Annotated in this window: 18 protein-coding genes; 4 read left to right on the forward strand and 14 right to left on the reverse strand. The window is 72.7% G+C overall.

The genetic code is table 11. From position 1 onward, the window contains the following. Window positions 1-196: 196 nt before the first annotated feature. The 6 genes from OG455_RS13230 to OG455_RS13255 all read right to left on the reverse strand — a co-directional run bounded on the left by OG455_RS13230 (window position 197) and on the right by OG455_RS13255 (window position 9,334). The gene (locus tag OG455_RS13230) at window positions 197-1,834 is read right to left on the reverse strand and encodes an RNA polymerase sigma factor (protein ID WP_266293345.1); all 1,638 of its coding nucleotides are present in this window, start codon (window positions 1,832-1,834) and stop codon (window positions 197-199) included. Between the two features lie 534 nt (window positions 1,835-2,368). Continuing rightward, window positions 2,369-3,301, reverse strand: a complete 933-nt coding sequence (locus OG455_RS13235) for a FadR/GntR family transcriptional regulator (protein ID WP_323185492.1) — start codon at window positions 3,299-3,301, stop codon at window positions 2,369-2,371. 288 nt (window positions 3,302-3,589) lie between these two features. Next, window positions 3,590-4,333, reverse strand: a complete 744-nt coding sequence (locus OG455_RS13240; protein ID WP_266293349.1) for a hypothetical protein — start codon at window positions 4,331-4,333, stop codon at window positions 3,590-3,592. A gap of 4 nt (window positions 4,334-4,337) precedes the next feature. Beyond that, window positions 4,338-5,870 (reverse strand): ATP-binding cassette domain-containing protein, encoded by a 1,533-nt coding sequence (locus OG455_RS13245; protein WP_266293351.1) that lies wholly within the window; start codon window positions 5,868-5,870, stop codon window positions 4,338-4,340. Between the two features lie 332 nt (window positions 5,871-6,202). Further along, the gene (locus OG455_RS13250; protein WP_266293353.1) at window positions 6,203-6,946 is read right to left on the reverse strand and encodes an NUDIX domain-containing protein; all 744 of its coding nucleotides are present in this window, start codon (window positions 6,944-6,946) and stop codon (window positions 6,203-6,205) included. A gap of 207 nt (window positions 6,947-7,153) precedes the next feature. After that, complete coding sequence (locus OG455_RS13255) at window positions 7,154-9,334, reverse strand: glycogen debranching N-terminal domain-containing protein (protein ID WP_266293355.1); 2,181 nt, start codon at window positions 9,332-9,334, stop codon at window positions 7,154-7,156. Between the two features lie 510 nt (window positions 9,335-9,844). Here OG455_RS13255 and OG455_RS13260 point away from each other — a divergent pair. Continuing rightward, a complete protein-coding gene (locus tag OG455_RS13260) occupies window positions 9,845-11,158 on the forward strand; it encodes an alpha/beta fold hydrolase (RefSeq protein WP_266293357.1) in 1,314 nt (437 codons plus the stop codon). 466 nt (window positions 11,159-11,624) lie between these two features. Here OG455_RS13260 and OG455_RS13265 read toward each other — a convergent pair whose 3' ends face one another. Next, window positions 11,625-13,202 carry a DUF4192 domain-containing protein gene (locus OG455_RS13265; RefSeq protein ID WP_266293358.1) on the reverse strand — a complete coding sequence of 526 codons (1,578 nt, stop codon included), beginning with the start codon at window positions 13,200-13,202 and terminating at the stop codon, window positions 11,625-11,627. Window positions 13,203-13,384: 182 nt separating this feature from the next. On the opposite strand from OG455_RS13265, the gene OG455_RS13270 reads away from it, so the two are divergent. Next, window positions 13,385-15,610: a RecQ family ATP-dependent DNA helicase gene (locus OG455_RS13270; protein ID WP_266293359.1), complete on the forward strand. Its 2,226-nt coding sequence runs from the start codon at window positions 13,385-13,387 to the stop codon at window positions 15,608-15,610. 234 nt (window positions 15,611-15,844) lie between these two features. Further along, entirely contained in the window at window positions 15,845-16,510 is a 666-nt protein-coding gene (locus OG455_RS13275) for a hypothetical protein (RefSeq protein WP_266293360.1), read from the forward strand. Window positions 16,511-16,871: 361 nt separating this feature from the next. Here the strand turns inward: OG455_RS13275 and OG455_RS13280 are convergent, their stop codons facing one another. The 5 genes from OG455_RS13280 to OG455_RS13300 form a co-directional block, all read right to left on the reverse strand. Continuing rightward, window positions 16,872-17,354 (reverse strand): hypothetical protein, encoded by a 483-nt coding sequence (locus OG455_RS13280; protein WP_266293362.1) that lies wholly within the window; start codon window positions 17,352-17,354, stop codon window positions 16,872-16,874. 426 nt (window positions 17,355-17,780) lie between these two features. Then, window positions 17,781-18,464, reverse strand: coding sequence for a ribonuclease HII (locus OG455_RS13285; RefSeq protein WP_266293364.1), 684 nt, complete (start codon window positions 18,462-18,464; stop codon window positions 17,781-17,783). A 230-nt stretch (window positions 18,465-18,694) separates the two neighbouring features. Further along, window positions 18,695-19,651: a carbohydrate ABC transporter permease gene (locus tag OG455_RS13290; protein ID WP_266293366.1), complete on the reverse strand. Its 957-nt coding sequence runs from the start codon at window positions 19,649-19,651 to the stop codon at window positions 18,695-18,697. Next, window positions 19,648-20,655, reverse strand: a complete 1,008-nt coding sequence (locus OG455_RS13295; RefSeq protein ID WP_266293368.1) for a carbohydrate ABC transporter permease — start codon at window positions 20,653-20,655, stop codon at window positions 19,648-19,650. The genes OG455_RS13290 and OG455_RS13295 overlap by 4 nt, the downstream gene beginning before the upstream one ends. 104 nt (window positions 20,656-20,759) lie before the next feature. Then, complete coding sequence (locus tag OG455_RS13300) at window positions 20,760-21,947, reverse strand: ABC transporter substrate-binding protein (protein ID WP_266300757.1); 1,188 nt, start codon at window positions 21,945-21,947, stop codon at window positions 20,760-20,762. Here OG455_RS13300 and OG455_RS13305 point away from each other — a divergent pair. Continuing rightward, a complete protein-coding gene (locus OG455_RS13305; RefSeq protein WP_266301095.1) occupies window positions 21,868-22,173 on the forward strand; it encodes a hypothetical protein in 306 nt (101 codons plus the stop codon). The two genes, OG455_RS13300 and OG455_RS13305, sit on opposite strands and share 80 nt — an antisense overlap. Window positions 22,174-22,476: 303 nt before the next feature. Here OG455_RS13305 and OG455_RS13310 read toward each other — a convergent pair whose 3' ends face one another. Beyond that, window positions 22,477-23,682, reverse strand: coding sequence for a cytochrome P450 (locus OG455_RS13310; RefSeq protein WP_266293369.1), 1,206 nt, complete (start codon window positions 23,680-23,682; stop codon window positions 22,477-22,479). After that, on the reverse strand, window positions 23,679-24,938 hold the full coding sequence (locus OG455_RS13315) for a cytochrome P450 (RefSeq protein ID WP_266293370.1): 1,260 nt from the start codon (window positions 24,936-24,938) through the stop codon (window positions 23,679-23,681). Before OG455_RS13315 ends, OG455_RS13310 begins: the two co-directional genes overlap by 4 nt. Window positions 24,939-24,995: the final 57 nt, after the last annotated feature.

The following is a 24,995-nucleotide window of genomic DNA, read 5'->3' on the forward strand; positions in this document are numbered from 1 at the left end:
AGCAGGCAACCGCCACAGCGTAGTCACTATCTCACGCTGAGTGCCCATCAGCCCGTATTGAGCCACCCGAACGGGGGACTCGGCAGGCCGCCGGATGACGGGGGGTCGAACGTGACGGGCGAGCCGAACGCCCGAGGGCCCGAGACAGCGGAACTGTCTCGGGCCCTCGGATCATGCCGCCGTACTGGACCGATGATCAGTCCAGGTAGTCGCGCAGCACCTGGGAGCGCGACGGGTGGCGCAGCTTGGACATGGTCTTCGACTCGATCTGGCGGATGCGCTCACGGGTGACCCCGTAGACCTTGCCGATCTCGTCCAGCGTCTTCGGCTGCCCGTCCGTCAGACCGAAGCGCATCGAGACCACACCCGCCTCGCGCTCGCTCAGGGTGTCGAGCACCGAGTGCAGCTGCTCCTGGAGCAGGGTGAAGGAGACCGCGTCCGCCGGAACGACCGCCTCGGAGTCCTCGATCAGGTCACCGAACTCGCTGTCGCCGTCCTCGCCCAGCGGGGTGTGCAGCGAGATGGGCTCGCGACCGTACTTCTGGACCTCGATGACCTTCTCAGGGGTCATGTCGAGTTCCTTGGCCAGCTCCTCCGGGGTGGGCTCGCGGCCCAGGTCCTGGAGCATCTGGCGCTGGACACGGGCCAGCTTGTTGATGACCTCGACCATGTGCACCGGGATGCGGATGGTGCGGGCCTGGTCGGCCATCGCGCGGGTGATCGCCTGACGGATCCACCAGGTCGCGTAGGTCGAGAACTTGTAGCCCTTGGTGTAGTCGAACTTCTCGACCGCGCGGATCAGACCGAGGTTGCCCTCCTGGATCAGGTCCAGGAAGAGCATGCCGCGACCGGTGTAGCGCTTCGCCAGCGAGACCACCAGACGGAGGTTGGCCTCCAGCAGGTGGTTCTTGGCCCGGCGGCCGTCCTCGGCGATGATCTCCAGCTCGCGCTTGAGCTTGGGAGCCAGCTTGTCGGCCTGGCTCAGCTTGTCCTCGGCGAACAGGCCGGCCTCGATCCGCTTGGCGAGCTCGACCTCCTGCTCCGCGTTGAGCAGCGGGACCTTGCCGATCTGCTTGAGGTAGTCCTTGACCGGGTCGGCGGTGGCACCGGCGACGGCGACCTGCTGGGCCGGCGCGTCGTCCTCGTCGTCGTCGGAGAGGACGAAGCCCTCCGACTCCTCCTCCGGCTCACCCTCGGTCTCGGTCTTGGCGCCGGGCGCGGCCGCGTCCTCGAGGACCTCCTCCTCGCCGAGCAGCTCCTCGCCGCCCTTCTCGCCCTTGGCGGCGGTCTTCTTGGCAGCGGTCTTCTTGGCGGGGGCGGCGGCCTTCTTGGCCACCGTCTTCTTGGCAGCGGCGGGGGCGGCGACCTTCTTCACCACGGCACCCGTCGAGTCGAGCGTCACCGACTCGTCCAGCGAGGCCCCGACCGTCACCGAGGTGACCGAGACCGCGGCAGCCACGGCAGCGGACGACACCACCGGGGACGGCGCGATCCGCACCGGCGGCTTGGTCTGCGCGACCGGCGTACGAGTGGTGACCGCCTTGGTCGCGGTGCGCTTGGTGGCGCTCTTGGCAGCGACGCTCTTGCGCTTGGCGGCGGACGGCTCGGCCGCGCTCACCATCAGGTCCACCCCTTCCTCAATCAGCACCTGGTTGAGGCTGCGCATGACGTTCTTCCACTTGGTGACCGGGATCTGGTCCGCCTCGAAGGCCTGACGCACGTCGTCACCGGCGATCTGCCCCTGGGCCTTGCCCCGCTCGATGAGCGCCAGCAGGGCCGCGGACTCTGCGATCTCGGGGGGGAGCGAACGGGATGTGCTGGCCGACACGAACAACCTCTCGGACGAAGAGTGGACTCGAACCCGTACCGGACCGCCCGAGAGGGCGAGGAAGGAGCACGTGCCACGGGGCACGACAGGTTCCGACCGGCTCGGACTTGAGGACTGGGGTTTGCAGACGCTGGGTTACTGGAACGGCAGCAGCGCCGCAGACCAACCAACACAGCATTCTGACATGGCGCGGGTATTCCGGAGCTGCTTCCGCTCCGTACACATCGCTGCCGCCCCTCAAGTGTTACGCATGCCGCTCGTGGCACAGGTCACACGCCTCCCCGACCGGGTTCCCGAGCGTGCTCCGGACGGACTCCTGGCCGAGATCCCGGCCGAGATCCTGGCCGAGGTCGGAGCTCGGACCCGAACCGAATCCGCTGGTCGGGCTGTCGGCCCGGTGTCGTGGTCGTGGTGACCGCGGGGTCTGGGGGCGGGCCCTCCGGGTGGATCGCGGTGTGCTGCCGCGCGGCATCCGGAGGGCACTGCCCAGGCCCGATGGCTCCATGACCGACGGTCCGACGGCTCCGTGGCCGGCCGCGCTCAGTGCTCGCGAGGCCCGGGCACCGCGTGCTCGACGTCCGGGTGAACGGTGAGCAAGGCGCGCATGGCCGCCTCGGCGGCCGTGCCGTCCCCGGTGCCGATCGCTTCGACCAGGCGGGCGTGCACGCTGACCGACGACTCGGACGGCCGCTCGCAGGCCGTCGCCGGACCACCGCTGACCTGCAGCGCTGACCCCACGATGCCGGACAGGTGCTCCAGCATGCGGTTGCCCGCCATCTGCAGGACCAGGGCGTGCAGCTCGGCGTCGGCGCGCGAGAAGGTGATCAGATCGCCCTGGGCCGCCGCGTGGCTCATGATCTCGGTCATCTCGGCCAACCGCTGCTGGATGTCCTCGCGGCCGTGCCCGGCGGCCAGGCGCGCGGCCAGCGGATCGATCGCCCAGCGCATCTCGAAGAGCTCACGCCGCTGCTCGTCGCGCTGCGGGCCGAAGGCGCGCCACTCGATGATGTCAGGGTCGAGGAGGTTCCAGTCACTGACCGGGCGGACCCGGGTGCCGACATTCGGACGGGCGCTGACCAGGCCCTTGGCCTCCAGCACGCGCAGCGACTCGCGCACCACCGTGCGCGAGACCTCGAAGCGCTGACCGATCTCCTCGGGGACCAGTGGGCGGTCGGCCCCGAGGTCACCGGAGACGATCATCTGGCCGAGCTGCTGGACCAGCTGCCCGTGCAACCCGCGGCCGCGGCTGCTGGTGGTCTTGCGGCCGACTCGGGCGAGATCGCTCTCGACCCCGTCCCATCGGGGGACGGGCGGGGTCGGCCGATCGGCGTAGGAGAAACGGTCGAGCTCGACAGCGCCGGGCGCAGGGGCCTCAGCGGTGCGGGCGACGGTCATGGCGGGGTGCGCAAGGGTACTCACACGTCCTTTGTCGGCGATCGGCGGGCCCGACTTGAGGATTCTCGTGAAAAGCACACGAAAGGGTGATCGCCCATGCCCGGATAATTGACTTCTTATCAGGAAGAAGTGGCTATACCGGTCATGGGGTTGGCGGGAACCGAGTGACCGGAGGGGCGGGGCGGCGGGCGGGGCATCCGTGACGGCGGCCCGAGCGTCCGTGACGGCGAGCCGGGCGAGGAGGTCGCAACGGTGCTGACCGACCGTCAAGACTGGTCGACTGGAGGGGGGAAGTCGGGTGGCTCGGGCGGTGCGGAGGGTGCACACGGTGCGCGCGATGCGGAGGGTGCGCGCGGTGCGGGAGCGTCAGAGCGCGCGGCGGCGGGTCTGGGCCAGCAAGCAGCCGGCGAGCAGCACCGCGACCGGCAGCAGCACCACGGCCAGCATCCGCGCCAGGTGGGTCGGCGCCCAGGAGACGCCCTCGTGGTGCAGCAGTTCGAGCGCGGCCGGCAGCGCGAGCTGCTCGACCAGCGTCGGCAGCGCGCACAGCAGCAGGATCCCGGCGACCGCGCTGCGGGTCAGCGCCGCGGCGAGCACCCCGCTCCACCCCGCGCCGACGACCAGTGCGCCGAAGGTCAGGAGCAGCAGCAGCATCCGGTGGTCGTTGCGCAGGAGTTCGGGGGTGAGTACCTGGACCGAGGAGCCCGGGCCGGCGTTCGGCAGGGCCAGCCGGATCGCGAGCGAATCCAGCAGCAGCGTCGCCAAGGCGAGCAGCGCGGAGACGGCGCCGATCACCCCGAGTTTGGCGAGCAGGAGGCGCAGCCGGGCGGCATAGCGGATCTGGGAAGCCGGCAGACCGGGGCACCGCACCTCATGGGCCGCGGCCAGCGCGCCGAGCAGCCCGGCGGCCACGGCTGCGAGCGGGATCGCGAGCACCGGGAGCCCCGCTGTGACCAACTGGGCCGTCGCCTCCGTGGTCAGCGGCCCCGGGGCGTCCCGGCGGGCGAGCACGGCCGCCAGGACGGCGCCCGCCAGCAGGGTGGCGGCGAGGATCAGCCAGCTCGACCGGAGGCCCAGCAGGCGGCGCCCTTCGTAGGCGAGTACGCGCACGGGATCATCCGTTCCAGTGATCGGGCCCGGTCAAGGGCTGCGGGGTGGGTGCCGAGGCGGGGACGGACGGGAAGGCGGGCGCGGCAGGCAATGGCGGCACGGCTGAGGCGGCGGGAGCAGCTGGGGCGGCGGGAGCCGGCGGCACGGTGGGCGCGGGCTGGGTGGCCGGCGCGGGCTGGGTGGCCGGCGCGGGCTGGGTGGCAGGCGCGGGCTGGGTGGCAGGCGCGGGCTGGGGCACGGAGGCGGCTTCCGGAGCGGTGGCGGGCTCGGGCAGGGTCGCGAGCTCCATCGTGACTGTGAGCCCGGCCAGATCGGCGGGCTCAGGCAGCTGACGGGCCGGGCGGCCGGTGGAGGTGGCAGGCGCCACCGAGGTGCGCTGGGCGGTGGAGCTGGACGTGGCGGTGGCGGTGGGAGCGGAAGTGGGGGCGGAGGCCGAGGTGGGGGCGGCAGCGGCGGGAGCGATGGCGGCGCCGAAGGCAGCCGAGGCGCTGGAGCCTGCGGAGGAACCCGACCCCGCGCCCGAGCCCACTGCGGAGGCGCCTGCGGAGCGCCCCGAACGGCCGGACGGCAGGGTCTTGGTTCGCACGCCGGCGGCGAGCGCGCCGACCCGCCGCACCTGCACCGCGGATGCGCCGCCCGGGCGGGCAGCGGCCGGCAGCGCGGCGCGCGGCGCCGGCTGCTCGACCACCCGATCGGCCAACTCGTGCAGCAGGATGCCATTGCGGTAGGCGAGCTCACCGATCTCCATGCGCCCGTAGCCGCTCACCGCGAGGCGGGCGCTGCCGTCCTCGCGCACCTGGGCCCCCTGTGCCAGCAGCAGGTCGGCCAGCCGCGCCATCTGGGGGCCGCGGACGGCGACCTCCGGATGCAGCCTGGTGCGGCGGAACTCGGCGACCGGCTGATCGGCGACCAGCCGCCCGTCGTCGAGGGTGACCACCCGGTCGGCCAGCAGCGCCGCCTCCTGCGGGCTGCGGGTGGTCACCACCACCGATCCGCCGCCGGCCGGGAAGGCCCGTACGAAGGCGTGCAGCCACTCGGCGTTGCGCGGCGACAACCCCTCGGTCGGGGCATCCAGCAGCAGCGCGGCGGGGTCGCCCAGCAGCGCTGCCGCGAGCGCGAGGCGGCGGTTCATCCCCGGGGAGAACGCCCGCAAGCGGTGCTCGGCGACGCTGGCCAGCCGGGTCTGCTCCAGCAGCTCGTCCGCGCGCCGGGCCGGGACACCGAGTTGGGCGGCCAGCATCCAGAGGTGACCGCGCGCGGTCCGTCCGGGGCTGCCCGGCCGCTGATGCGCCGTCGGGAGGAGCACACCGACCGACCGCTCAGGACGGCGCAGACGCCGGTAGGCGCGCCCGTCGAAGAGCGTCACGCCCTTGCCCCGCTCCAGCTCCACCATGAGGCGCAGTGCGGTGGTCTTGCCCGCGTCCTGCGGCCCCAGCAGGGCCGTGACCGTCCCGGGGCCGACGTCGAAGCCGAGATCGAGCAGCGCCGGGCGGCGGCCACGGCGGTAGACCTTGGTGAGTCCATTGACTTGGATCATCACTGGCTGCTCCCACGTGCTCCGGCTGCCCTGGCGGCGCGGCCGGCGGCCGCATCGGGTTCAGCGCCCGCTCCGAATTCAGCACCCTAGGGGGAGCATCGGGAGATTTCGGGCATTGCCCAGGCGGCGCGGACAACTAGGCTGCCCACCTCACTCGATCAGGGGACAGCAACCGCACCGGCGTTCACCCGGACGACCCGGTCCGCGTTCGACGGCCGGCCCGACGGACGGCTCGGCAGCCGCGCGGTGGCCGACGCGGTGGCCGACCGGGCCGCCGACGGACGGCTCGGCGAGCCCGGCCGCGAGCCCGGGGCCGGCGGGCCGCCTTGGCCTCAGGACTCCGGGCGCAGCATCGGGGGATTGAGCACGGTGGCGCCGCCTGCGGTGAACAGCTGTGCAGGGCGGCCACCCTGACGGGTCGTCGTGCCGCCGGAGGGCACCAGGAAGCCTGGCGTACCGGTGACCTTGCGGTGGAAGTTGCGCGGGTCCAGCGCCACCCCCCAGACCGCCTCGTAGACGCGCCGCAACTCGCCCACGGTGAACTCCTCCGCGCAGAACGCCGTGGCCAGCGCGGAGTACTCGATCTTGGAACGGGCGCGCTCCACGCCTTCGGCGAGGATCAACTCATGGTCGAAGGCGAGTGGATCACGGTCCGCCAGGCCAGGCCCGAGCAATTCGCTGACAGGTGCCCAGCGGGCGCCCCGCGCGTCACCGCCCGGCTTGGGGGTGGGCAGGTCGGGTGCGAGCGCCAGGTGGGCCACGCTGACCACGCGCATCCGCGGATCACGCTGCGGATGACCGTAGGTGGCCAGCTGCTCCAGGTGTGCGCCGGCTGCCGCCTGGCCCGCGCTGGAGTGGGCGCGCAGGCCGGTCTCCTCGGCCAGCTCGCGTGAGGCCGCCTCACCGAGGCCCTCGTCCGGGCGCACGAAGCCGCCAGGAAGTGCCCAGTAGCCCTGGAAGGGCGGCTCGCCCCGGCGCACCAGCAGCGCGCAGAGCTCGTGCTCCCGGACCGTCAGCACCACCAGGTCGACCGTGACTGCGAACGGGGGAAAGGCCGACGGGTCATAGCGCGACATGGCGTCGATCATAGTCGTCTTTCTGACGATAAACACGAGGTCGCGCAATCCGGCTCAGCCGGGGTGAGCCGGGTGAGCCGGTCGGCGCCAGGCTCGGCTGAACCAGACTCAGCCAAGCTCAGCCCGGCTCGGATCAGCGCAATGTGCCGGTGCTCCTCGGGCTGCCATGGGAAGTGCGCCGTGGGAAGTGGTGCCGTCCGCCTGGTGTCAGCTCGCCCCCAACTGCAGATCAGCAGAGGCCTCCTCCACCACTGCCACACCGATTCGGCTGACCCGGACCGCGAACGGCTCCCCGGCCACCCGCAGCCCGGAGAGTTCGAGCTCGCCGAGCGGGGCGGTACTTGCCGGGCGAACCACCACGCGCTTGGCCGGAGCATCCGGGCGGACACCGGCCAGGGCCAGGATCGCGTGCACGGCGCCTGCCGCGGACCCGGCCGCCGGACGGCAGGCCGCCGGGTGGGGCGCGGGCGGGCAGTCCGGCAGGCGCTGCTCCCCCGCGTACATCTCGGGCAGACGCCCGGCGAAGTGGGTGGAGGCCGCGAGCAGCCCCTCGAGCATGACACCTGCCTCGCGTTCGAACCCGGCCTCGGCCAGGCCGGCAGCAGCCATGGCCGTCTCCTGCACCCGGACCGCGCCGCTGCGATGGCCCAGCGGGTTGAAGCGGGCCGACTTGGCACTCAGCGTGCGCAGACCCCAGCCGCAGTCCAGCTCGGGGGCAACCAACCGGTGGGCCAGCAGCCTGGTCTGCTCCCGGTCGAGCAAGCCGGGCAGCGCGCCGCCGTCCGCCGCGAGTCCCAGGTCGAGGAGGTGGACGAAGGAAGCGGCCACCGCGGGAAGCGGTCGCCCGCCGGCCGACAAGGCAGCTGCCGGGCGGCCACCGGACAGGTCATCGACCCAGAACCGCTCCCGGAACCGGGCGCGCAGCCCCTCGGCCCACTCCCGCCAGGCCGCGGCGCCCGGTCGACCGAAGGCCTCCAGCAGCTCGGCTCCGTGCAGGGCGGCCCGATGCGCCTGTGCCTGGACCTCACAGCGCGCTGTTGCCGGCTGCGCCGCACGGTCCTCGGACAGGCGGCCGAAGTCGGTGACGAAGCCGTCGACCAAACCGTGTTCGTCGGCCGCGCGCAGTGCGGCCAGGGCCCGCTCAGCGGCGGGCAGGAGTTCCGCGACCTCCTGCCGGGGCATGCCCCAGCGCCAGGCCTCGGCCAGCACGGTGACAAAGAGCAGGGTCGCCTCAGTGGCGGTGCAGGAGGGCGGAAGCTCAGGACCGCCGTGGCGCAGCGGTCCTGGGATGATCCCCTCGGACTTGGCGGCTCCGACGGCGGCACCCCCACCACTGCCGGCAACGGCGCCCCCACCCGCTCGGGGCGTCAGTGCCTGCTGACGGCGCGCCAGCGCTCGCAGCGTGCCCGCGGCCAGCCTGGTACCCAGTGGCAGCGTGAACCGGGCGGCCCAGAGGGCGTCAGCCGGGGCCAACCCGAATCGCCACGGCGCTCCTGACGCCGTGTAGAGGTCGGTCGGCCGGTCGGGGTCGGCGAGCAGGAGTGCGCCGAGGGCGTCCAGCGAGCGGGTCATCAGCAACTCGGCCCGGGAGTCGTCGCAGCGGATCGCCACGTCCGTCCAGGGTGCCGGCACGCCGGCACCGCGGCCGATCGCCGGACGGACGGTGGTCGTGGTGGCAGTGGTCTCCACCTCCACCCGGAGCTCCACCGACCAGCGGGCGCCTGGCTGCACCTCAAGGTCCCAGCGGAGCACCCCCGCGCCGGCCAGGACCGCGTGCGGCGAGGGCTTGGCGCTGACCGTCGCGCTGTGGCCACGCCCGATCCAGCGCAGGCCTGCGGACTGGACCTGGCCAGGAACGTCCGGTGGGCGGGCCCCGGCAGCGATCTCCGCGAGGCTGCCGAGGTCGGTGCCGAGCGCGATCTCCAGCGGCAGCCGGGCAGGCCGACCGCCGGCGTTGCGCAAGGTGATCGTCTCCGAGCCGTCGGCATGGCGCAGGCGCTCCACGGTCAGCGCCGGATCAGGGTCCAACTCACCGGGCAGTCGGACCGCGCCGAGGAACCGGACCTGGGACGCCGAGGAGAGGTCGCCCTGGAGCGCGAGCGGCTCCGCCCCGCCGACCCTCAGCTCCATCCGGCTCAACGCGCGGACGCCTGAGCGGAAGAAGCCGTGCAGTCCGTACCCGCGCAGCTGCCCGTCAGAGCCGGAGGCGGCCATCGCCGGGGCACTCACGCAGAGCACATCCGCATGGGTGGACACGGGCAGCCGACGGGCCTGCGCCGCCGGACGGCCAGGACCGCCGCCGGACGGCTCGGGCCGCCCGGGAACGGTCCGGGAGCCACCGACCGTCTCGGCCGGCAGCGCGGTCTGTGCTGACCTGGGGGCCGTCACCGAGCTCTCCTCCTGTCGACCGGCGGGGCGGGCCCGCAGGCCACGACCGCCGTGGGTGGTCTCTCTCACGCGCGCGCTCGGCCAGGCTCCCCCCGGCGGAGTGCCGGGATCACCGTGGGCCTGGTCCGGATCGACCGGTCTCGCCTTCCCCCATCGCGGGGGCCACCAACCACGGCGGGCTCGGTGGCGCCCCCCTGAGTGAACGCAGCGCACCGGGCACAGGTCACGCCCCGCCGCACGGCGGACCAAGGTGGTCGGGGCAACCGGGGCACGGCAGGCGCCCCACTGCGCTCGCTGTGGCACGAACGGGAGCCGGGCGCCCTTGAGCGGACGGCAAGGGTGGCGCTCACTCGGCGTCAGGATACGGTGCCGAGGTGGCACTGCCCGTACCGGGAAGTCCACTGGTCGACGCCGACCCGCACTCGTGACCAGCTCAGGTGGTGTCGTCGGCGTCAACACTCGCGGAATCATGCGCGCACCCGCCGCACCGACCACAGACCGAGGAGTCTCATGTCCGTCGTGATCCGACAGCCTGGCGTCGTCCTGACCGACCATCTCTTCCAGGTACCGCTGGATCACACGGCTCCGCAGGGCGAGCAGATCGAGGTCTACGCCCGCGAGGTGGTCGCGGTGGGCAACGAGCGCGCCGAACTGCCTTGGCTGCTCTACCTGCAGGGCGGCCCCGGTGGGCGGGCGGCCCGACCGCTGGGTCGTGACAGCTGGCTGGACCGGGCCCTGGACGACTACCGGGTACTGCTGCTCGACCAGCGCGGCACCGGACGCTCGACCCCGGCGACGCGGCAGACCTTGCCGCTGCGCGGCAGCGCGGCCGAGCAGGCCGAGTACCTCTCCTACTTCCGCGCCGACTCGATCGTCCGTGACGCTGAAATGATCAGGCGCCGGCTGCTGGGCGAGCAGGGCAGGTGGAGCCTGCTCGGGCAGAGCTTCGGCGGCTTCTGCACGCTCACCTACCTGTCGCTGGCCCCCGAGGGACTGCGCGAGGCCTTGGTGACCGGTGGTCTGGCAGGCCTGCGCAGCAGCGCGGCAGATGTGTACCGGGCGGCGTACCCGCGAGTGGCACGGAAGAACGCCGCGCACTACGCGCGCTACCCGCAGGACGTCGAGGTCGTGCGGCGGATCGCCGAGCACCTGGCAGCCGCACCCGCCGCACTGCCGGGCGGCGGGCAGCTGACCGTCCGGTCGTTCCAGGCGCTCGGGCTGCTGCTCGGCGCCGGCAGCGGCTCGGACACCCTGCACTACCTGCTGGAGGACGCCTGGGTCCGTGGCAGCGCGGGACTGGAGCTCTCCGACACCTTCCTTGCGGGCGCCCAGGCGAAGCTCTCCTTCGCCGACAGCCCGCTCTACGCCGTGCTGCACGAGTCCATCTACGGGCAGCGGTCGGTGGACCCCGGACCGTCCGGTTGGGCCGCCGAGCAGGTCCGCGCCGAATTCCCCGAGTTCGACGCGATCCGGGCGCTGGAGGACGGTGCCCCGGTGCGCTTCACCGGGGAGATGATCTACCCCTGGATGTTCGAGACCGATCCGGCGCTGCACCCACTGCAGGAGACGGCGGACCTGCTGGCCAAGCGTGCGGACTGGCCCGACCTCTACGCGCCGGACGTCCTGGCGGCCAACCAGGTCCCGGTGGCCGCCGCCGTCTACCACGACGACATGTACGTCGACACCGCCGACTCGCTGGCCACCGCTGACGCTGTCCGCGGCCTGCGGACCTGGGTGACCAACGAGTGGGAGCACGACGGCCTGCGCGTCAGCGGCGGACAGGTGCTGGACCGGCTGATCCGCATGGTCCGCGGCCAGCTGTAGCGGTCGACAACAGCGCCGGTCGCGGGAGAGCGGCGGCCAGCAGCCGTGGCGCGCGGTGCGCGGGATCTTCGCACCGCGGGCCGATCGGCACCTCGGCGGGCGGGCGGGCCGTCGCGGCGGTACGGCGACGGCGTCCGTCGTGCCGGGCCGGAGTGGGCAACGGGGGCCGGCAACCAGCCGGGGCTGGGGGGACCCAGGCGGGCGGAACACCACACCGGACGGAGCGGACGGACCGGTGGGCCGGATCGGCGGCACGGCCGCCATCCGTGCGGCGCGCGCCCTTGGGGACGATGTGCCAGCAGTGGGCAGAGCGGGGGAAGAAGACGGATCCGGCGGCGGGCACAGCTCCTGCGGGGCAGGCGGCTCCTGCGACGTCGGCCCCAGGACGGTCCGCGATGCCGGAGCGGGCACCGAGGTGGTCCGTGCGTGGGACGTACGCCGGGGCGGGAGCGGGCGGCTGGTCATGTCAGGCTCCGATCGTGGTGGTGTTGGCCTTCCGGCCGCGACAGCGAGCGGCGAGGTGCGCGAGCCCGGCGAAGAGGCCGTGCGCCACCTCCGGCCGCACCGCCGAGCCGCCCGCCGACTGGTCCGAAGCAGGAGGCGGCTGTGGCGCGGCCAGCCGCTGCTGCGACTCTCCGGGGCCCCTGCGGCCGCGCTGGGGCGGGACCACCCCCTGGCCACTCGCAGCGGACGGGCTCGGCCCTGCGCTCGGCCCGGCCGCTGGGCCCGCTGTGGGCAGTCCCGGGGTGCGGCGGTCGGACCGGTCGGTGCCTCGGCGCACCTCCACCATGGAAGGCGGGCGCGGCGCCCGGCGCCCGGTCGGACCGGCTGCCGGAGCCACTGGTTCGGCGGGCGGCTCGACGGGCTCTGACGATTCGTCATCGAAGTCGTCGGCAAAGGCTTGTGGCGCTGAGCCGGACTCGCTGCCTCGGCCTCCTCGGGCTGCCCGGCGGACGCGCTCCGCGCGCACCACCCGGAGCAGGCCGTCCGGTTCCAGCCCGCTGTTGAGCGAGTGGTACAGCAGGTCGGCCAGTGTGTAGGCGGGATCCAGTTCGAGCGCTTCAGCCAACGCGACCCGGGTGGTCGCCGTGTCGCCGGCGAGCCAGGACGTCCAGGCCAGCAGGGTGAGCGGTGCCTTCGCGAACTCGTCGTAGGGCGGCACGCAGCGCCGGGTGAGGAAGCGCCACAGCCGCTGGGCGGCGACCAGTTCGTCCGGCTCGGCGTACTCGGCGCCGCAGTCACGATTGGTCCGGTTCTGCAGGCCGACCAGCAGCCGGGCCACCTGCCCCTCGTCCAGGCGCAGCGGGTCGGTGCCGGCCGCTGCCATGGCCTGGGCGATCAGCCGCTGGGTGGCCTCCAGCTCCCGCGCCTCGCCGTCCGGCGCGGCGAGGCTCTTGATCAGCCGGCTCAGCTCCAACTCCAACGCGTGGCGCTGCGCATCCGCCGCCGACGCGCTGATCGGTCTGAAGGCGGCCGCGATGGCCTTGCGGCTGCCGCGCGGCGCGAGGCCCGCATAGGTGGCGGCGGCCACCACCGCGCGCGGATCCCGCCCCGCGACGACCGAGGTGCCATCGGGATCGCAGCAGCCCGGATCCGTGCAGAGATAGGACCACCAGCGGCCGCCGGAGACGCAGAGCGCCTCCTTGGGCCGGACACCGAGCGCCCGGAGCGCCAGCAGCAGCTGGTCGGCGAGCGGACGCAGCTGGGTCACGACCGGGCGGGCCCCCGGCTCGGGATCACGGCACAGGTAGATCAGGACCGCGTCAGGACGCCGCTCCCGCTCCTCCGAGAGCTCGACCAGCAGCTGCAGGAGGCCCGCGGCGGCGGTCGGCCAGGTATTCGGATCCTCGGGGATGTCCGCCCGGATCGCTCCGCCGTGCTGACCGGTCGGGCCGTACAGGGCGACCGCGACGATGCTGTCGTCCGGGTAGAAGCCCAGCAGGTAGGGCAGCATCGCGGCCATGTCCGCGGGGCCGTGCATCTGCAGCAGGTGGTCTCCGGGGAGCCGGAGGTGGGACGCGGTGGTCGGGTCGTCGTGAGTCATGACGGAAGAGTGCGGCCGAGCGCACCGGCCTCACGGAGATTTCTCTTCAGCTGTGGACAACCCGCCCCTGTGGACAACCCGATTGCCCCAGTCGGATGAACCATCTCGGTCGACAGGCGAGTTGTCCACAGGGCGGCTCACCGGTTCGCCCCGCGTCAGTCCGGCAGGGTTACATAGACGCCATGGACCAGCCCGTGCCAGCCCCCGACCACCGAGGCCCCGACGACGGCGCCGCCGCCTCCGCCGCCCCGACCGAGCTCGACCGAAGCGCCGTTCGCGAGCGGGCCGAGACCGTGCTTCGCGAGCTCGCCGGGGCGCAGGCCCGGCTGCGCGATGATCAGTGGCTCGCCATCGAGGCGCTCGTCGTCGACCACCGCCGGGCGCTGGTCGTCCAGCGCACCGGCTGGGGCAAATCGGCCGTCTACTTCATCGCCACCGCGCTGCTCCGGTCGGCCGGGGCCGGGCCCACGGTGATCGTCTCCCCCCTGCTCGCGCTGATGCGCAACCAGGTGGACTCGGCTGCCCGGGCCGGGATCCACGCCCGCACGATCAACTCCGCCAACCCGCAGGAGTGGGAGGAGATCCAGGCCGAGGTGGCGGCCGGGACGGTGGACATCCTGCTGGTCAGCCCGGAGCGGCTGAACAACCCCGACTTCCGTGACCAGGTGCTGCCCAAGCTCGCGGCCTCGACCGGCCTGCTGGTGGTCGACGAGGCGCACTGCATCTCCGACTGGGGCCACGACTTCCGGCCCGACTACCGCCGGCTGCGCACCATGCTGGCCGACCTCTCCCCCGGTGTCCCGGTGCTGGCGACGACCGCCACGGCCAACGCCCGGGTCACCGCGGACGTAGCCGAGCAGTTGGGCACCGCCGGTTCCGACAGCGGCGCGCTGGTGCTGCGCGGCCCGCTCGACCGCGAGAGCCTGAGCCTCGCGGTGCTGCCGCTGCCCGATCCGGCCCACCGCCTGGGCTGGCTCGCCGACCACCTGGACGAGCTGCCCGGCTCGGGCATCGTCTACACCCTGACGGTGGCCGCCGCGGAAGAGGTCACCGACTTCCTGCGCGGCCGAGGGTTCGCGGTCGCCTCCTACTCGGGTCGGACCGAGGATGCCGAGCGTCGAAGCGCCGAGGCCGATCTGCTGGCCAACCGGGTCAAGGCCCTGGTGGCCACCTCAGCGCTCGGCATGGGTTTCGACAAGCCCGACCTCGGTTTCGTGGTCCACCTCGGATCCCCGGGCTCACCGATCGCCTACTACCAGCAGGTCGGCCGCGCCGGGCGCGGGGTGGACCGCGCCGAGGTCCTGTTGCTGCCCGGCCGTGAGGACGAGGCGATCTGGCGGTACTTCGCCTCGCTCGGCTTCCCTCCCGAGGAACAAGTCCTGCGGACCCTCGGCGCGTTGGCCGAGGCGGGACGGCCGCTCTCCACCGCGGCCCTGGAGGCTCGGGTCGACCTGCGCCGGGCCCGGCTGGAGACCATGCTCAAGGTCCTCGACGTGGACGGCGCGGTACACCGGGTGCGCGGCGGCTGGCTGGCCACCGGGGAGCCCTGGGTCTACGACGGCGAGCGCTATGCCAAGGTCGCCCAGGCCAGGACGGACGAGCAGCAGGCCATGCGCGAGTACGCCAGCGGCGATCACTGCCGGATGGAGTTCCTGCGCCGCCAGCTGGACGACGAGCAGGCCGCGCCGTGCGGACGCTGCGACAACTGCGCCGGTCCCCGGCACAGTGCCGAGGTGTCGGCCCAGGCCCTGGACGCAGCCCGCGCCGCGCTGGGCCGCCCCGGTGTCAGCTTCGAGCCGCGCCGCCTCTGGCCCACCGGGATGGACACACTCGGCGTGCCCCTCAAGGGGCGGATCCCGGCCGACGAGCAGGCCCAGGTCGGTCGGGCGCTCGGCCGGCTCTCCGACATCGGTTGGGGAGGTCGGCTGCGCACCTTGCTGGCCGATGGTGCCCCGGACGGCCCGGTGCCCGCCGACCTGCTGGACGCGCTGGTCACGGTGCTGGCCGACTGGGCGCGCGGACCGGGCGGCTGGGCCGGGAACGAGCCGGAGACCGGTCGCCCGGTCGGAGTCGTCACCATGGCGTCCGCCGATCGTCCGCAGCTGGTGAGCACGCTGGGGGCGCGGATCGCGGAGATCGGACGGCTGCCACTGCTCGGTCGGATCGATTACGTCGACGGCCGGCCTCCGCAAGGTGCGCGCAGCAACAGCGCCCAGCGGCTGCACTCACTCGCGGGCGCCCTGGCCCTGCCCGCCGACCTGACGCAATCGCTGGCCGGTGCCTCGGGGCCGGTACTCCTGGTGGACGACCTGGTCGACAGCGGTTGGACGGTCACGGTGGCTGCCCGGCTGCTGCGGCGGGCGGGCGCGCAAGCCGTGTTGCCGCTGGTCCTGGCGGTTCAGGGGTGACAGGGCACGGCGCCTGGAGCGGAGGACACGGCTGGCCCAGAAGGGAGGAGCGGAGCTTGAGCCATCCAGGGAATATATCTGGCAGATCCCCAGCTTTCGGGCGGCATTCATCATTTCATCGTTGCCGGTCCGGCCATCTGACGTGAGAATTGCAGCGTACCCGGCTGCTGGTCCCAAGGACCTGTATTCGGCGTACGCAGGTGCCCGTGCAAGCACGGGCCGGGAAGGAGGACGATGATCCACGGCGTAGACCGCGGTCAGCTTCCCTCCGTCACGGGTCGCTGCGTCGACCTTGCCAGCTGGTCGGACGCGAGTGTCCCGCTGCTGCGCGACCCACGTGAGCTGGTCGTCGATCTGCACCAGCGCCATCTGCCCCAGCCGGGCACCAGCGTGATCGCGGTACTGGACGTCGACCACCGGGTGGTCGCCTCCGCCTCCGTCACGCTGCGGCCGCCGGTCACGGACGGCTGGCTGCTGCGCAATGCGCTGCTCCCCCAGCTGCGCCGGGTCATCGCGCACGACCTCCGACTACCCGTCCCCCGCAGGACCGCGGTCCTGCTGTGCTGCCGCGACGGCGCACCCGGTTGGACCGAGGAGGACGGCGGCTGGATGTGGGCACTGCGCGACACCGCGTCGCTGCACGGGCTGCGCTGCGGCGCCTACGTCGCGCTGACCCCGAGCGGCTGGCAGGTGCTCGGGGAGGTTCGCTCGGGACGGACGCCGCACGCGGATTCCTGGTCCGAGCGGCCGGTGCACACCGTCTCCGCTCTGCCGACGGTCTCCGAACTGCCGCGGCGCGGCGCCCCGACCGTCCGGCCGGCCTCGGAGTACACCCGATCGGCCCGTCCGTGGCCCGCCTCCGCAGCAGGCCCGGAGCCGATGCGGCACATCGCCCGCTGACCGCGGTCGGGCCCTGCCTGACCGCGACGCAACGATGCCGGCGGCCTACGCGGCAGTGTCGGCGGCCTGGGCCCGCTCCTGTTCGGAGCCCGACCCGGCGGAGTCGACCTCTCCGCGGACGCACGGGACGCTCCATGCGCTCACTTCACACCCGGGCCACTTCACACCCGGGCCATCCCACGCACGGGCGGTCCCGCGGACAGGTCAACCTCTGCACGGGCCGCCATGAGGAGCGCCGCCCCCACCGCAGGACCGGCGGCCGAGCAGCCGAGCAGCCAGCGGCCGGCCGGTCCGCCGTGGCCCGCGCAGCGGGGCCACGGCGGACCGGCCGGCCAGGGCAGCGTTCAGGCCAGGGCACCGTTCAGGCCAGGGCCGGCTGTCCGCCGGCGAAGGCCGTACCGGTCAGCTGATCCGTCGCCCCGCAGACCACCAGCAACGACGCGGCGTGCGTCCGCGCCTTCGCCACCGCCGCCGCACGCTCGGACTCCCGCCCGGCCGCGCGCCCCTCCCTGTCCAGCACGAGGATCACCACCTCGCGCTTGGCCGGGCGGTTCAGCGCCAGGTCCGCGTAGAACACGTCGGAGGCCTCGGCCAGCTGGGCCCAGTAGCGGTCCGCACCGAAGGACAACTCGTGCTGCTGCCACGGGTGCGACTGACCGGAGGTCAGGACGAGGATGTCGCCGGGGCTGCGCCCCGACTCCAGCAGTTGGTCCACCGCCTCGTCAGCCCGCTCCAAGGCGCTCCCGGGAGCGGCCGGCAGCAGTTGGACGGCCGGGCCCACCGGAGCCGGCCGCGGACCGGGCTTGGGGATCTGAGGGCGCGGCGCGGCCGGGCGAGGCGGCACCGGGCGAGGTCCGGGGACCTGCGCCGCCGCCGGGCCGGGCCGCACGGCGCCGGACTCGGCTGCCGGCCGCGCGCCGGGGCCGCCGGACGCCACGGAGCTGCCAAGGGCAGCATGGGCGCCCTGGACAGCGAGACTGCCGGGTGCTCCGGCGGTACGACCGGCAACCGGACGACCGGCAGCGGTAGGGCTGACAGGAAACGCGCTGCCGGTGGCAGGCGTGCTGGGGGCTTGTGCGTCCGACTCGCGGGGGAAGGGAACGCCGGGCCCCGGGATACTCTCGTGAATCTCCGGCTCCTCGGGGAAGACAGGCATACCCGGATATCTATCAAATGCCGGTCGGGTGCGCACGGGCGCCCCACCTGTTGGGCAGCATGCCATCGACCCGATCAGCGGAACGTGCCACCGAGGAGTATTCCTGATGAACAGTCAGAAACCCAGAGTGAGCTGTTCGTCGCCCTCTGCCGCGAACCGCGAACGCTTGAGGTGGCTCCAGCGGGGCAGGGCGTCCATGAAGGCCCAGGAGAGCCGGTGGTGTTGGGTGGGGCCGAGCTCCTCCAGCGCTGCCCGGTGCACGGGCGAGGGGTATCCGGCGTTGTCCTCGAAGCCGAAGGTCGGGAACTCCGGCGCCAGTTCGGCCATCAGGCCGTCCCGGTGCACCTTGGCCAGGACCGAGGCGGCCGAGACGCAGACGCAGCTCTGGTCGCCCTTGATCACCGTCCGCACCCGCCAAGGGCCGCCCAGGTAGTCGTGCTTGCCGTCCAGGATCACCGCATCGGGCCGCACCGGGAGCGCCTCCAGCGCCCGGATCGCGGCCAGGCGCAGTGCGGCGGTCATGCCGAGTTCGTCGCATTCGAGGGCGGAGGCCTGCCCCAGCGCGTAGGCCGTGACCCAGTCCGCGAGCACCGGCGCCAGTTGCTCGCGACGGCGCGGGGTCAGCAGCTTGGAGTCGGTGAGCCCCTCGGGCGGGCGCCGCAGGCCGGTCACGGCGGCGCCGACCGTCACCGGGCCGGCCCAGGCCCCGCGCCCCACCTCGTCCAGGCCGGCGACGAGCGTCGCGCCGGTGCGGCGCAGGGAGCGCTCCACGCTGTGGGTCGGTGGCTGGTACGGCATGGAGCGGTCCGTTTCGACTCGGGCGGCCAGGGCGGGTGAGGAGCAGCCGACGGGCCGCGCAGCTCCACCCTACGGCGGACCAGGAGTGGAGTGGACCGGGAGCGAACCGGTCCCGACCAGGAGCGGGCCGGGCCAGGAGCGGGCCAGGAGCAGTCCGGAAGCACGCCAGGAGCGGGCCAGGAGCAGTCCGGGACTGCTCTGCTCCCGCCCCCGGCGACCCGCCCCCGCCGTCAGCCCTTGACCGAGCCCGCCAGCAGCCCGCGGACGAAGTAGCGCTGCAGCCCGAAGAAGACCAGCAGCGGGATGATGATCGACAGGAACGCCCCCGCGGTCAGCACCTCCCAGTGCCCGCCGAACGAGCCGGAGAGCTGGGCCAGGCGGACCGTCATCGGCGCCACCTCGGGGGTGCCACCGGCAAAGGTCAGCGCCACCAGCAGGTCGTTCCAGACCCAGAGGAACTGGAAGATCGCGAACGAGGCCAGCGCGGGCGTGCACAGCGGTAGCACGATGGACCGGAAGATCTTGAAGTGCGTGGCCCCGTCGACCACCGCCGCCTCCATCAGGTCGCGGGGCAGCTGGGAGATGAAGTTGTGCAGCAGGAAGGTGGCCAGCGGCAGCGCGAACATGGTGTGGGCCAGCCAGACCGGGGCGTAGGTGCCGCTCAGGTCGAACTTCGGGATGACGGTCACCCCGCCCAGGTGCGCGCCGCCCGAGAAGAGTTGGAGCAGCGGGATCAGGGCCATCTGCAGCGGGACCACCTGCAGCGCGAAGATCAGGAAGAAGAGGGTGTCGCTGCCCCGGAACCGCACCCAGGCCAGTGCGTAGGCGGCCATCGAGGCCAGCACCAGCGGGAAGACGGTCGCCGGCACGCTGATCGCCAGCGAGTTGACCAGATAGGGCATCAGTCCGCCCTGGACGCCGTATCCGCCGTCGAACAGGACGGTGTGGTAGTTGGAGAGGAGCAGGTTCGGGTGGGCGAAGACGTTCCACCAGCCGCTCACGGCCACGTCCTGCTGCGGCCGCAGCGAGGTGGCGAGCAGCCCGAAGGTCGGGATCGTCCACAGGATCGTGACCACGATGACGAAGAGCGAGCCGAGCGGGCTGCTGAACGACTTGCGGACGGCCTTGGCCGCGGGCAGCGGTCGGGCGGCGGACAGGACGGGCTGGTCGGACGTCTGACTGCTCATCGGGTGGCCCGCTCCTTGCGCAGTTGGACGATGTTGTAGGCGACCAGTGGGAGGACCGCGAGGAAGAGGATCACCGCGAGTGCGCTGCCCCGGCCGACGTTGAACTGCACGAAGGACTGCGAGTACATCTCGTTGGCCAGCACCTGGGTGCCGAAGTTGCCGCCGGTCATGGTGCGGACGATGTCGAAGGCCTTGAGCGTGACGATCATGACGGTGGTCAGCACCACGACCAGCGTGGTGCGGATCATCGGCACCGTGACGTACCAGAAGAGCCGCAGCCCGCCCGCGCCGTCCAGCCGGGCGGCCTCGGTGACCTCGTCGGGGATCGCCTTGATCGCCGCGGAGAGGACCACCATGGCGAAGCCGGTCTGCACCCAGACCATGACCACCATGAGCAGGAAGTCGTTCAACGGGTGGGAGAGGATCCAGTTCGGCGGGTTCTTCCAGCCCAGCCAGACCGCCAGTTGGCTGAGCAGCCCGATCTGCGCCTGCGCGGAACTGCGGGTGTCGTAGACGAACTTCCAGATGATGCTGGCGCCGACCAGCGAGATCGCCATCGGCATGAAGATCAGCGACTTGTAGAGCGACTGCCAGCGCATCCGGTCCACCAGCAGGGCCAGCGCCAGCCCCAGGCCGGTGGCCGCCAACGGGGCGACGACCAGCCAGAGCAGGGTGTTGAGGAGCACCTGGTGGATCGAGTCGTTGGTGAAGGCCCAGGTGTAGTTCTTGGCGCCGAGGAACTTGGTGCTGTCGTCGTTGCGGAAGCTGAGGTAGACCGTCCGGATCAGCGGCGCCACCAGGCCCACCAGGAGCAGCAGCACCGCCGGACCGAGGAAGACCGCGATAGCGAGCGGGCGGCCGAACCGCCCGGTCGCCCGGCCGGCCGCGAAGAAGACCACCAACAGGATGCCCAGGAAGCCGGCGATCGCCCCGAAGCTGTTGCCCAGTTTGATCGCGGCGTCGTTCCAGGCCGAGTCGGCGAGTAGAGGACTGGTCACGGGCATGCGGGCAGGTCCTTCCGACGAGCGGGTGTCCTGGCGGCCGGCCGCTACTGCAGCGGGTGCTGCCACAACAGGTGCTGCTGCAGCGGGTGCTACTGCGGCCGGTGCTACTGCGGCCAGGCGCCGTCGATGTCCGAGGCCACCTTCTGCACCGACTCACCCTCCGCGAACCAGGCGGTGAGCGCCTTCCACTCCTCCCCGGAGCCGATCGCGGCGGGCATCATGTCCGAGGCGTCGAACCGGAAGGCGGCGGAGCTGTCGGTCAGCGCCTTGGCCGAGAGCTGGTCGATCGGATCGGTGTAGAGGCTCTGGTCCACACCGCGGTTGGCCGAGACCCAGCCGGGCGCGACCTTGACCCGGCTGGAGGCCCAGTCCGTCGAGGAGAGGTAGTTCTGCACCGCCTGCACCTCGGGCCGGCTGGAGAAGGCGGCCACGAACTCGCCGCCGCCCTCGACCGGGGCGGGCAGCGCCGGGTTCGCCGGCGGCAGCGCGAAGGCGAAGATGTCGCCGTCCGGTGCGACCTTGGTGCCCTTGGGCCACTGCGCCTCGTAGAAGGAGGCCTGCTGGAGCATCCAGCACTTGCCGGTGAGGATCGGCGCGCCCGCGTCCTGGAAGGTCGTGGTGGCGATCGACTTCACGTCCCCGATACCGCCGTTGACCCAGGCCGGGTTCTGCATCCAGCCCGCCACCGTCTGCATGGACTGGGTGATCTGCGGATCGCCGAACTTGACCTTGTGGCTGATCCAGTCGTCGTAGACCTGCGCGCCCTGGCCGCCGAGCACGACCTCCTCCAGCCAGTCGCTGGCCGGCCAGCCGGTCGCCGTGCCCGAGCCGAGGCCGCCGCACCAGGGCTTGCTGCCGTTGCTGCCCGCCTTGGCGATCTTGTCACTGAGCGCCATCAGGTCGGCCCAGGTCTTCGGGACGCTGTAGCCCGCCGCCTGGAAGGCCTTGGGCGAGTACCAGACCAGCGACTTCATGTTGGCGCTCATCGGCGCCGCGTAGAAGGTCCCGTTGACCGAGCCGTAGGTCTTCCAGATCGGGCTCCACTGGTCCTCGTTGGCCACCGTCCGGGCCGGCGGCTTGACGACCTTCCCGGTCTTCACCATCTGGCCCAGCAGGCCGGGTTGCGGAATGATCGCGAGATCAGGGGTGTTGCCGCCGGCCACCCGGACCGGGAGCTGGGACTCGAAGTCGTTGGAGCCCTCGTAGGAGATCTTGATTCCGGTACAAGAACTGAACTCGGCCCAGGACTTCTCCAGCGAGTCCGACTCCGGGCTCAGGATCGAGGCGAACATCGTCACCGTCGTTCCGGAGTGTCCCGCGTACGGCTGGTACTTGGCGCACGCCGCCGACAAGGGTGGTGCCGAACTGGCGCTGCTCCCACCGCCGCTCGAACTGTTGGAGCAGGCCGCGGCGAGGGAGAGGCCCAGTAGCGCCGGAGCCACCAGGAGTCGATTTCGGAGCCGGGAACTCATCGTGATGTTCAAAGTGTTCTCCTGCGGCCTGGGACGAACCACATGACACTGCGCTGAACCGGAAGTCGAAATGCGGCCATGGCAACGGCGGCCACGGCCAGGTCGACGGCGACTGGCTTGAAGACGTTAACGCACCCGTCATCAGACGCCAAGGACACATTCAACTTTCACTGTGAAGAGTTCCCGTCACACTTCACCACGTGGTGGACCGCGTCCGGCATACCTACCCTCGCCCCGCCCCGGACACGCCAATGGTGCGGGACATCGGACCACCCGACTTCCCGCACCGCATGGCAGCAGCACGAGTTGACCTCTCGTCAGCTCCCGCCGCCGCGGGCCCGACCCGCGATCAGCGCAGCCGGACCGGCAGCTCCCGCAGGCTGTTGACCACCACCGAGGCGCTCGGCCGCAGCTCCTCGTCCGGCACTGCCAGTGCCAGGCCGGGGAAGCGGGCGAAGAGCGCGGGCAGCGCCACCTGCGCCTCCAGCCGGGCCAGCGGCGAGCCGGGGCAGACGTGCGGCCCGTGCCCGAAGGAGAGGTGGCGCACCGGGTCCCGGGTGACGTCGAACAGCTCGGCCGTCACCCCGTGCCGCAGCGGGTCCCGCCCGATCGCGTTGTAGGAGATCAGCACCGGCTCCCCGGCCGGCAGCACGACGCCGGCCACCGCGATCTCCTCGGTGGCGTACCGGAACAGGAAGTTGCTGGTCGGCGGCGTCCAGCGGAGCGACTCCTCGACCACCGCCGACCAGGGCACCGCGCCCGAGCACACCAGCGCCAGCTGGTCCGGGTGCCCCAGCAGGGCCCGCACGGCGTTGCTGATCAGGTTGACCGTGGTCTCGTGACCCGCCGCGATGATCACCCGCAGGGTGGCCGCCGCCTCCGCGTCGGTCAGCTCGCTGCCCTCGACATCGGCCGCGAGCAGCGCGCTCGTCAGATCGTCGCCGGGCGCCGCGCGGCGGCGGCGGACCAGGTCGGCCACGAAGGCGTTCAGCGCCTTGATGGTGGCCTGGATGCCCGCCGGGTCGGGCACGCTGCTGAAGAACCGCTCGTAGAGCTCGCGCAGGTAACCGTGGTCCGCCGGGTCCACCCCCAGCAGCGAGCCGATCACCGTCATCGGCAGCGGGAAGGCGAAGTCGGACTTCAGGTCCACCTCCGGCTCCCCCGCGGCCAGCGCGTCCAGCAGTGCGGCGGTGGTCCGCTCGACCCGGGGCCGCATCAGCTCCACCCGCCGCGGCGTGAACGCCTGTGCCACCAGCGCGCGCAGGCGCCGGTGCTCCTCGCCGTCGGCGGTCACCATGCTCGGCCCGGGCACCGCCAGGCCGATCAGCGGCCAGTCACCGGGGACCTCGCCGCGCTGGTAGGCGGCCCAGTGCCGGGCGTCCTTGACCAGCCGCTGATCGGTCAGCAGCGCCCGGGCGGCCGCGTGCTGGGTGACCGCCCACGCCCGCACCCCGCCGGGCAGCTCCACCCGCGCCACCGGTCCCGCCGCGCGCAGCCGCTCCCCCTCCCCGGCGCTGTCCCGCGCCAGGGGGTCCAGCCTCACCAGGCCGGTCATCCGAAGGCACCTCCGACGCTCGTCGACGGGGTGAACGCCACCGGCAGCGCCACCAGGGCCCGCACCCAGGCCGAGGGCCGCCAGACCAGGGCGTGCTCCGCCACCGCCAACCGCAGGTCCGGCAGCCGGTCCAGCAGCACCTCGACCGCCGTGCCGGCGATCACCTCCGCCGCCTCCTGGGCCGGGAACGGACAGCGGTGCTCACCGTGCGAGAAGCTCAGGTGCGCGTGGTTGCCCTCGGCCGTGGCACCGTCCGGCTGCCGTACCGCCGGGTCGGCGTTGGCCCCCGCGAAGCCCAGCAGCACCAGGTCGCCGGCGGCGATCCGCTGACCGCCGAGCCGGGTGTCCCTGGTGGCCCACCGACCGGCGAAGACCTGCGTGGGCGTGTCCTCCCAGAGCGCCTCGGTGAGCGCCTGCCCCACGCTGCGCCGGCCGCCCGAGAACGAGGCGGCGAACCGCTCGTCGGTGAGCATCAGCCGCAGCGCGTTGGCGATCCAGTAGGCGGTCGGCTGGTGGCCGGCGGCCAGCAGCACCCGAAGATCGCGCATCACCTCGTCGTCGTCCAGCCCGGCCGGGTGGACCAGCAGCCGGGAGGTGATGTCGACCCCGGGCGCGGCGCGCTTGTCCTCGACCAGGTCCACCATCATCCGAAGCAGCGTCTGCCCGCCCTGCTGCGCCCGCGCGCCGCCGTCCAGCATGTCGACCAGGCCGCCGATCAGCACCGGCGCCTGCACCGAATCCAGGCCGAGCATCCAGCAGAGCACCAGCAGCGGCAGCCGGTGCGCGTACTCGGTGACCAGGTCCGCCTCGCCGCGCCCGGCGAACTCGTCGATCAGCCGGTCGGCCAGCCGCTCGCAGTGCTTCTTGAGCTCGTACGGGTCGACCGCGGCGAGCGCGTCCGTGATCGCGGCGGACCGGCGCTGGTGCTCGGCGCCCTCGGTGTAGAGGATCGACGGCGTGGGGGCCGTCATCGGCCGCAGCGGCCAGTCGGCGGGGATCCTCGGCCAGGCGTTCCAGCGGCTGGAGTCGCGGCCGAAGAGCCCCGGCTGCCCGGTCACCAACCGCAGTTCGCGGTAGCCGATCACCAGCCAGGCGGGTACCGCGCCGGCCAGCTCGACCGGGGCGACCGGACCGTGCGCGGCCCGCAGCTCGCGGTAGACCTGGGCCGGGTCGGTCTGGAAGCGCGGCCCGTACAGCTGCGCGGCCGCGCGGTGCGCGGGGCAGCCGGGCGGCGGGGTGGGTGCGGGCTCGGTCACGAGTCGCTCTCCTGTTCCTCTACCTCATCAGCGCTCGCGCCCTCGGCGCCTGCGACA

Source organism: Kitasatospora sp. NBC_01287 (assembly GCF_026340565.1).
In the GTDB taxonomy this organism is placed as follows: domain Bacteria; phylum Actinomycetota; class Actinomycetes; order Streptomycetales; family Streptomycetaceae; genus Kitasatospora.

Coding starts and splice junctions, on each gene's coding strand:
- OG455_RS13245 (WP_266293351.1), bottom strand. CDS start 5,870: ATGATCCAAGTCAATGGACTCACCAAGGTCTACCGCCGTGGCCGCCGC.
- OG455_RS13285 (WP_266293364.1), bottom strand. CDS start 18,464: ATGCCGTACCAGCCACCGACCCACAGCGTGGAGCGCTCCCTGCGCCGC.
- OG455_RS13275 (WP_266293360.1), top strand. CDS start 15,845: ATGATCCACGGCGTAGACCGCGGTCAGCTTCCCTCCGTCACGGGTCGC.
- OG455_RS13295 (WP_266293368.1), bottom strand. CDS start 20,655: ATGCCCGTGACCAGTCCTCTACTCGCCGACTCGGCCTGGAACGACGCC.
- OG455_RS13290 (WP_266293366.1), bottom strand. CDS start 19,651: ATGAGCAGTCAGACGTCCGACCAGCCCGTCCTGTCCGCCGCCCGACCG.
- OG455_RS13260 (WP_266293357.1), top strand. CDS start 9,845: ATGTCCGTCGTGATCCGACAGCCTGGCGTCGTCCTGACCGACCATCTC.
- OG455_RS13265 (WP_266293358.1), bottom strand. CDS start 13,202: ATGACTCACGACGACCCGACCACCGCGTCCCACCTCCGGCTCCCCGGA.
- OG455_RS13250 (WP_266293353.1), bottom strand. CDS start 6,946: ATGTCGCGCTATGACCCGTCGGCCTTTCCCCCGTTCGCAGTCACGGTC.
- OG455_RS13270 (WP_266293359.1), top strand. CDS start 13,385: ATGGACCAGCCCGTGCCAGCCCCCGACCACCGAGGCCCCGACGACGGC.
- OG455_RS13300 (WP_266300757.1), bottom strand. CDS start 21,947: ATGTTCGCCTCGATCCTGAGCCCGGAGTCGGACTCGCTGGAGAAGTCC.
- OG455_RS13310 (WP_266293369.1), bottom strand. CDS start 23,682: ATGACCGGCCTGGTGAGGCTGGACCCCCTGGCGCGGGACAGCGCCGGG.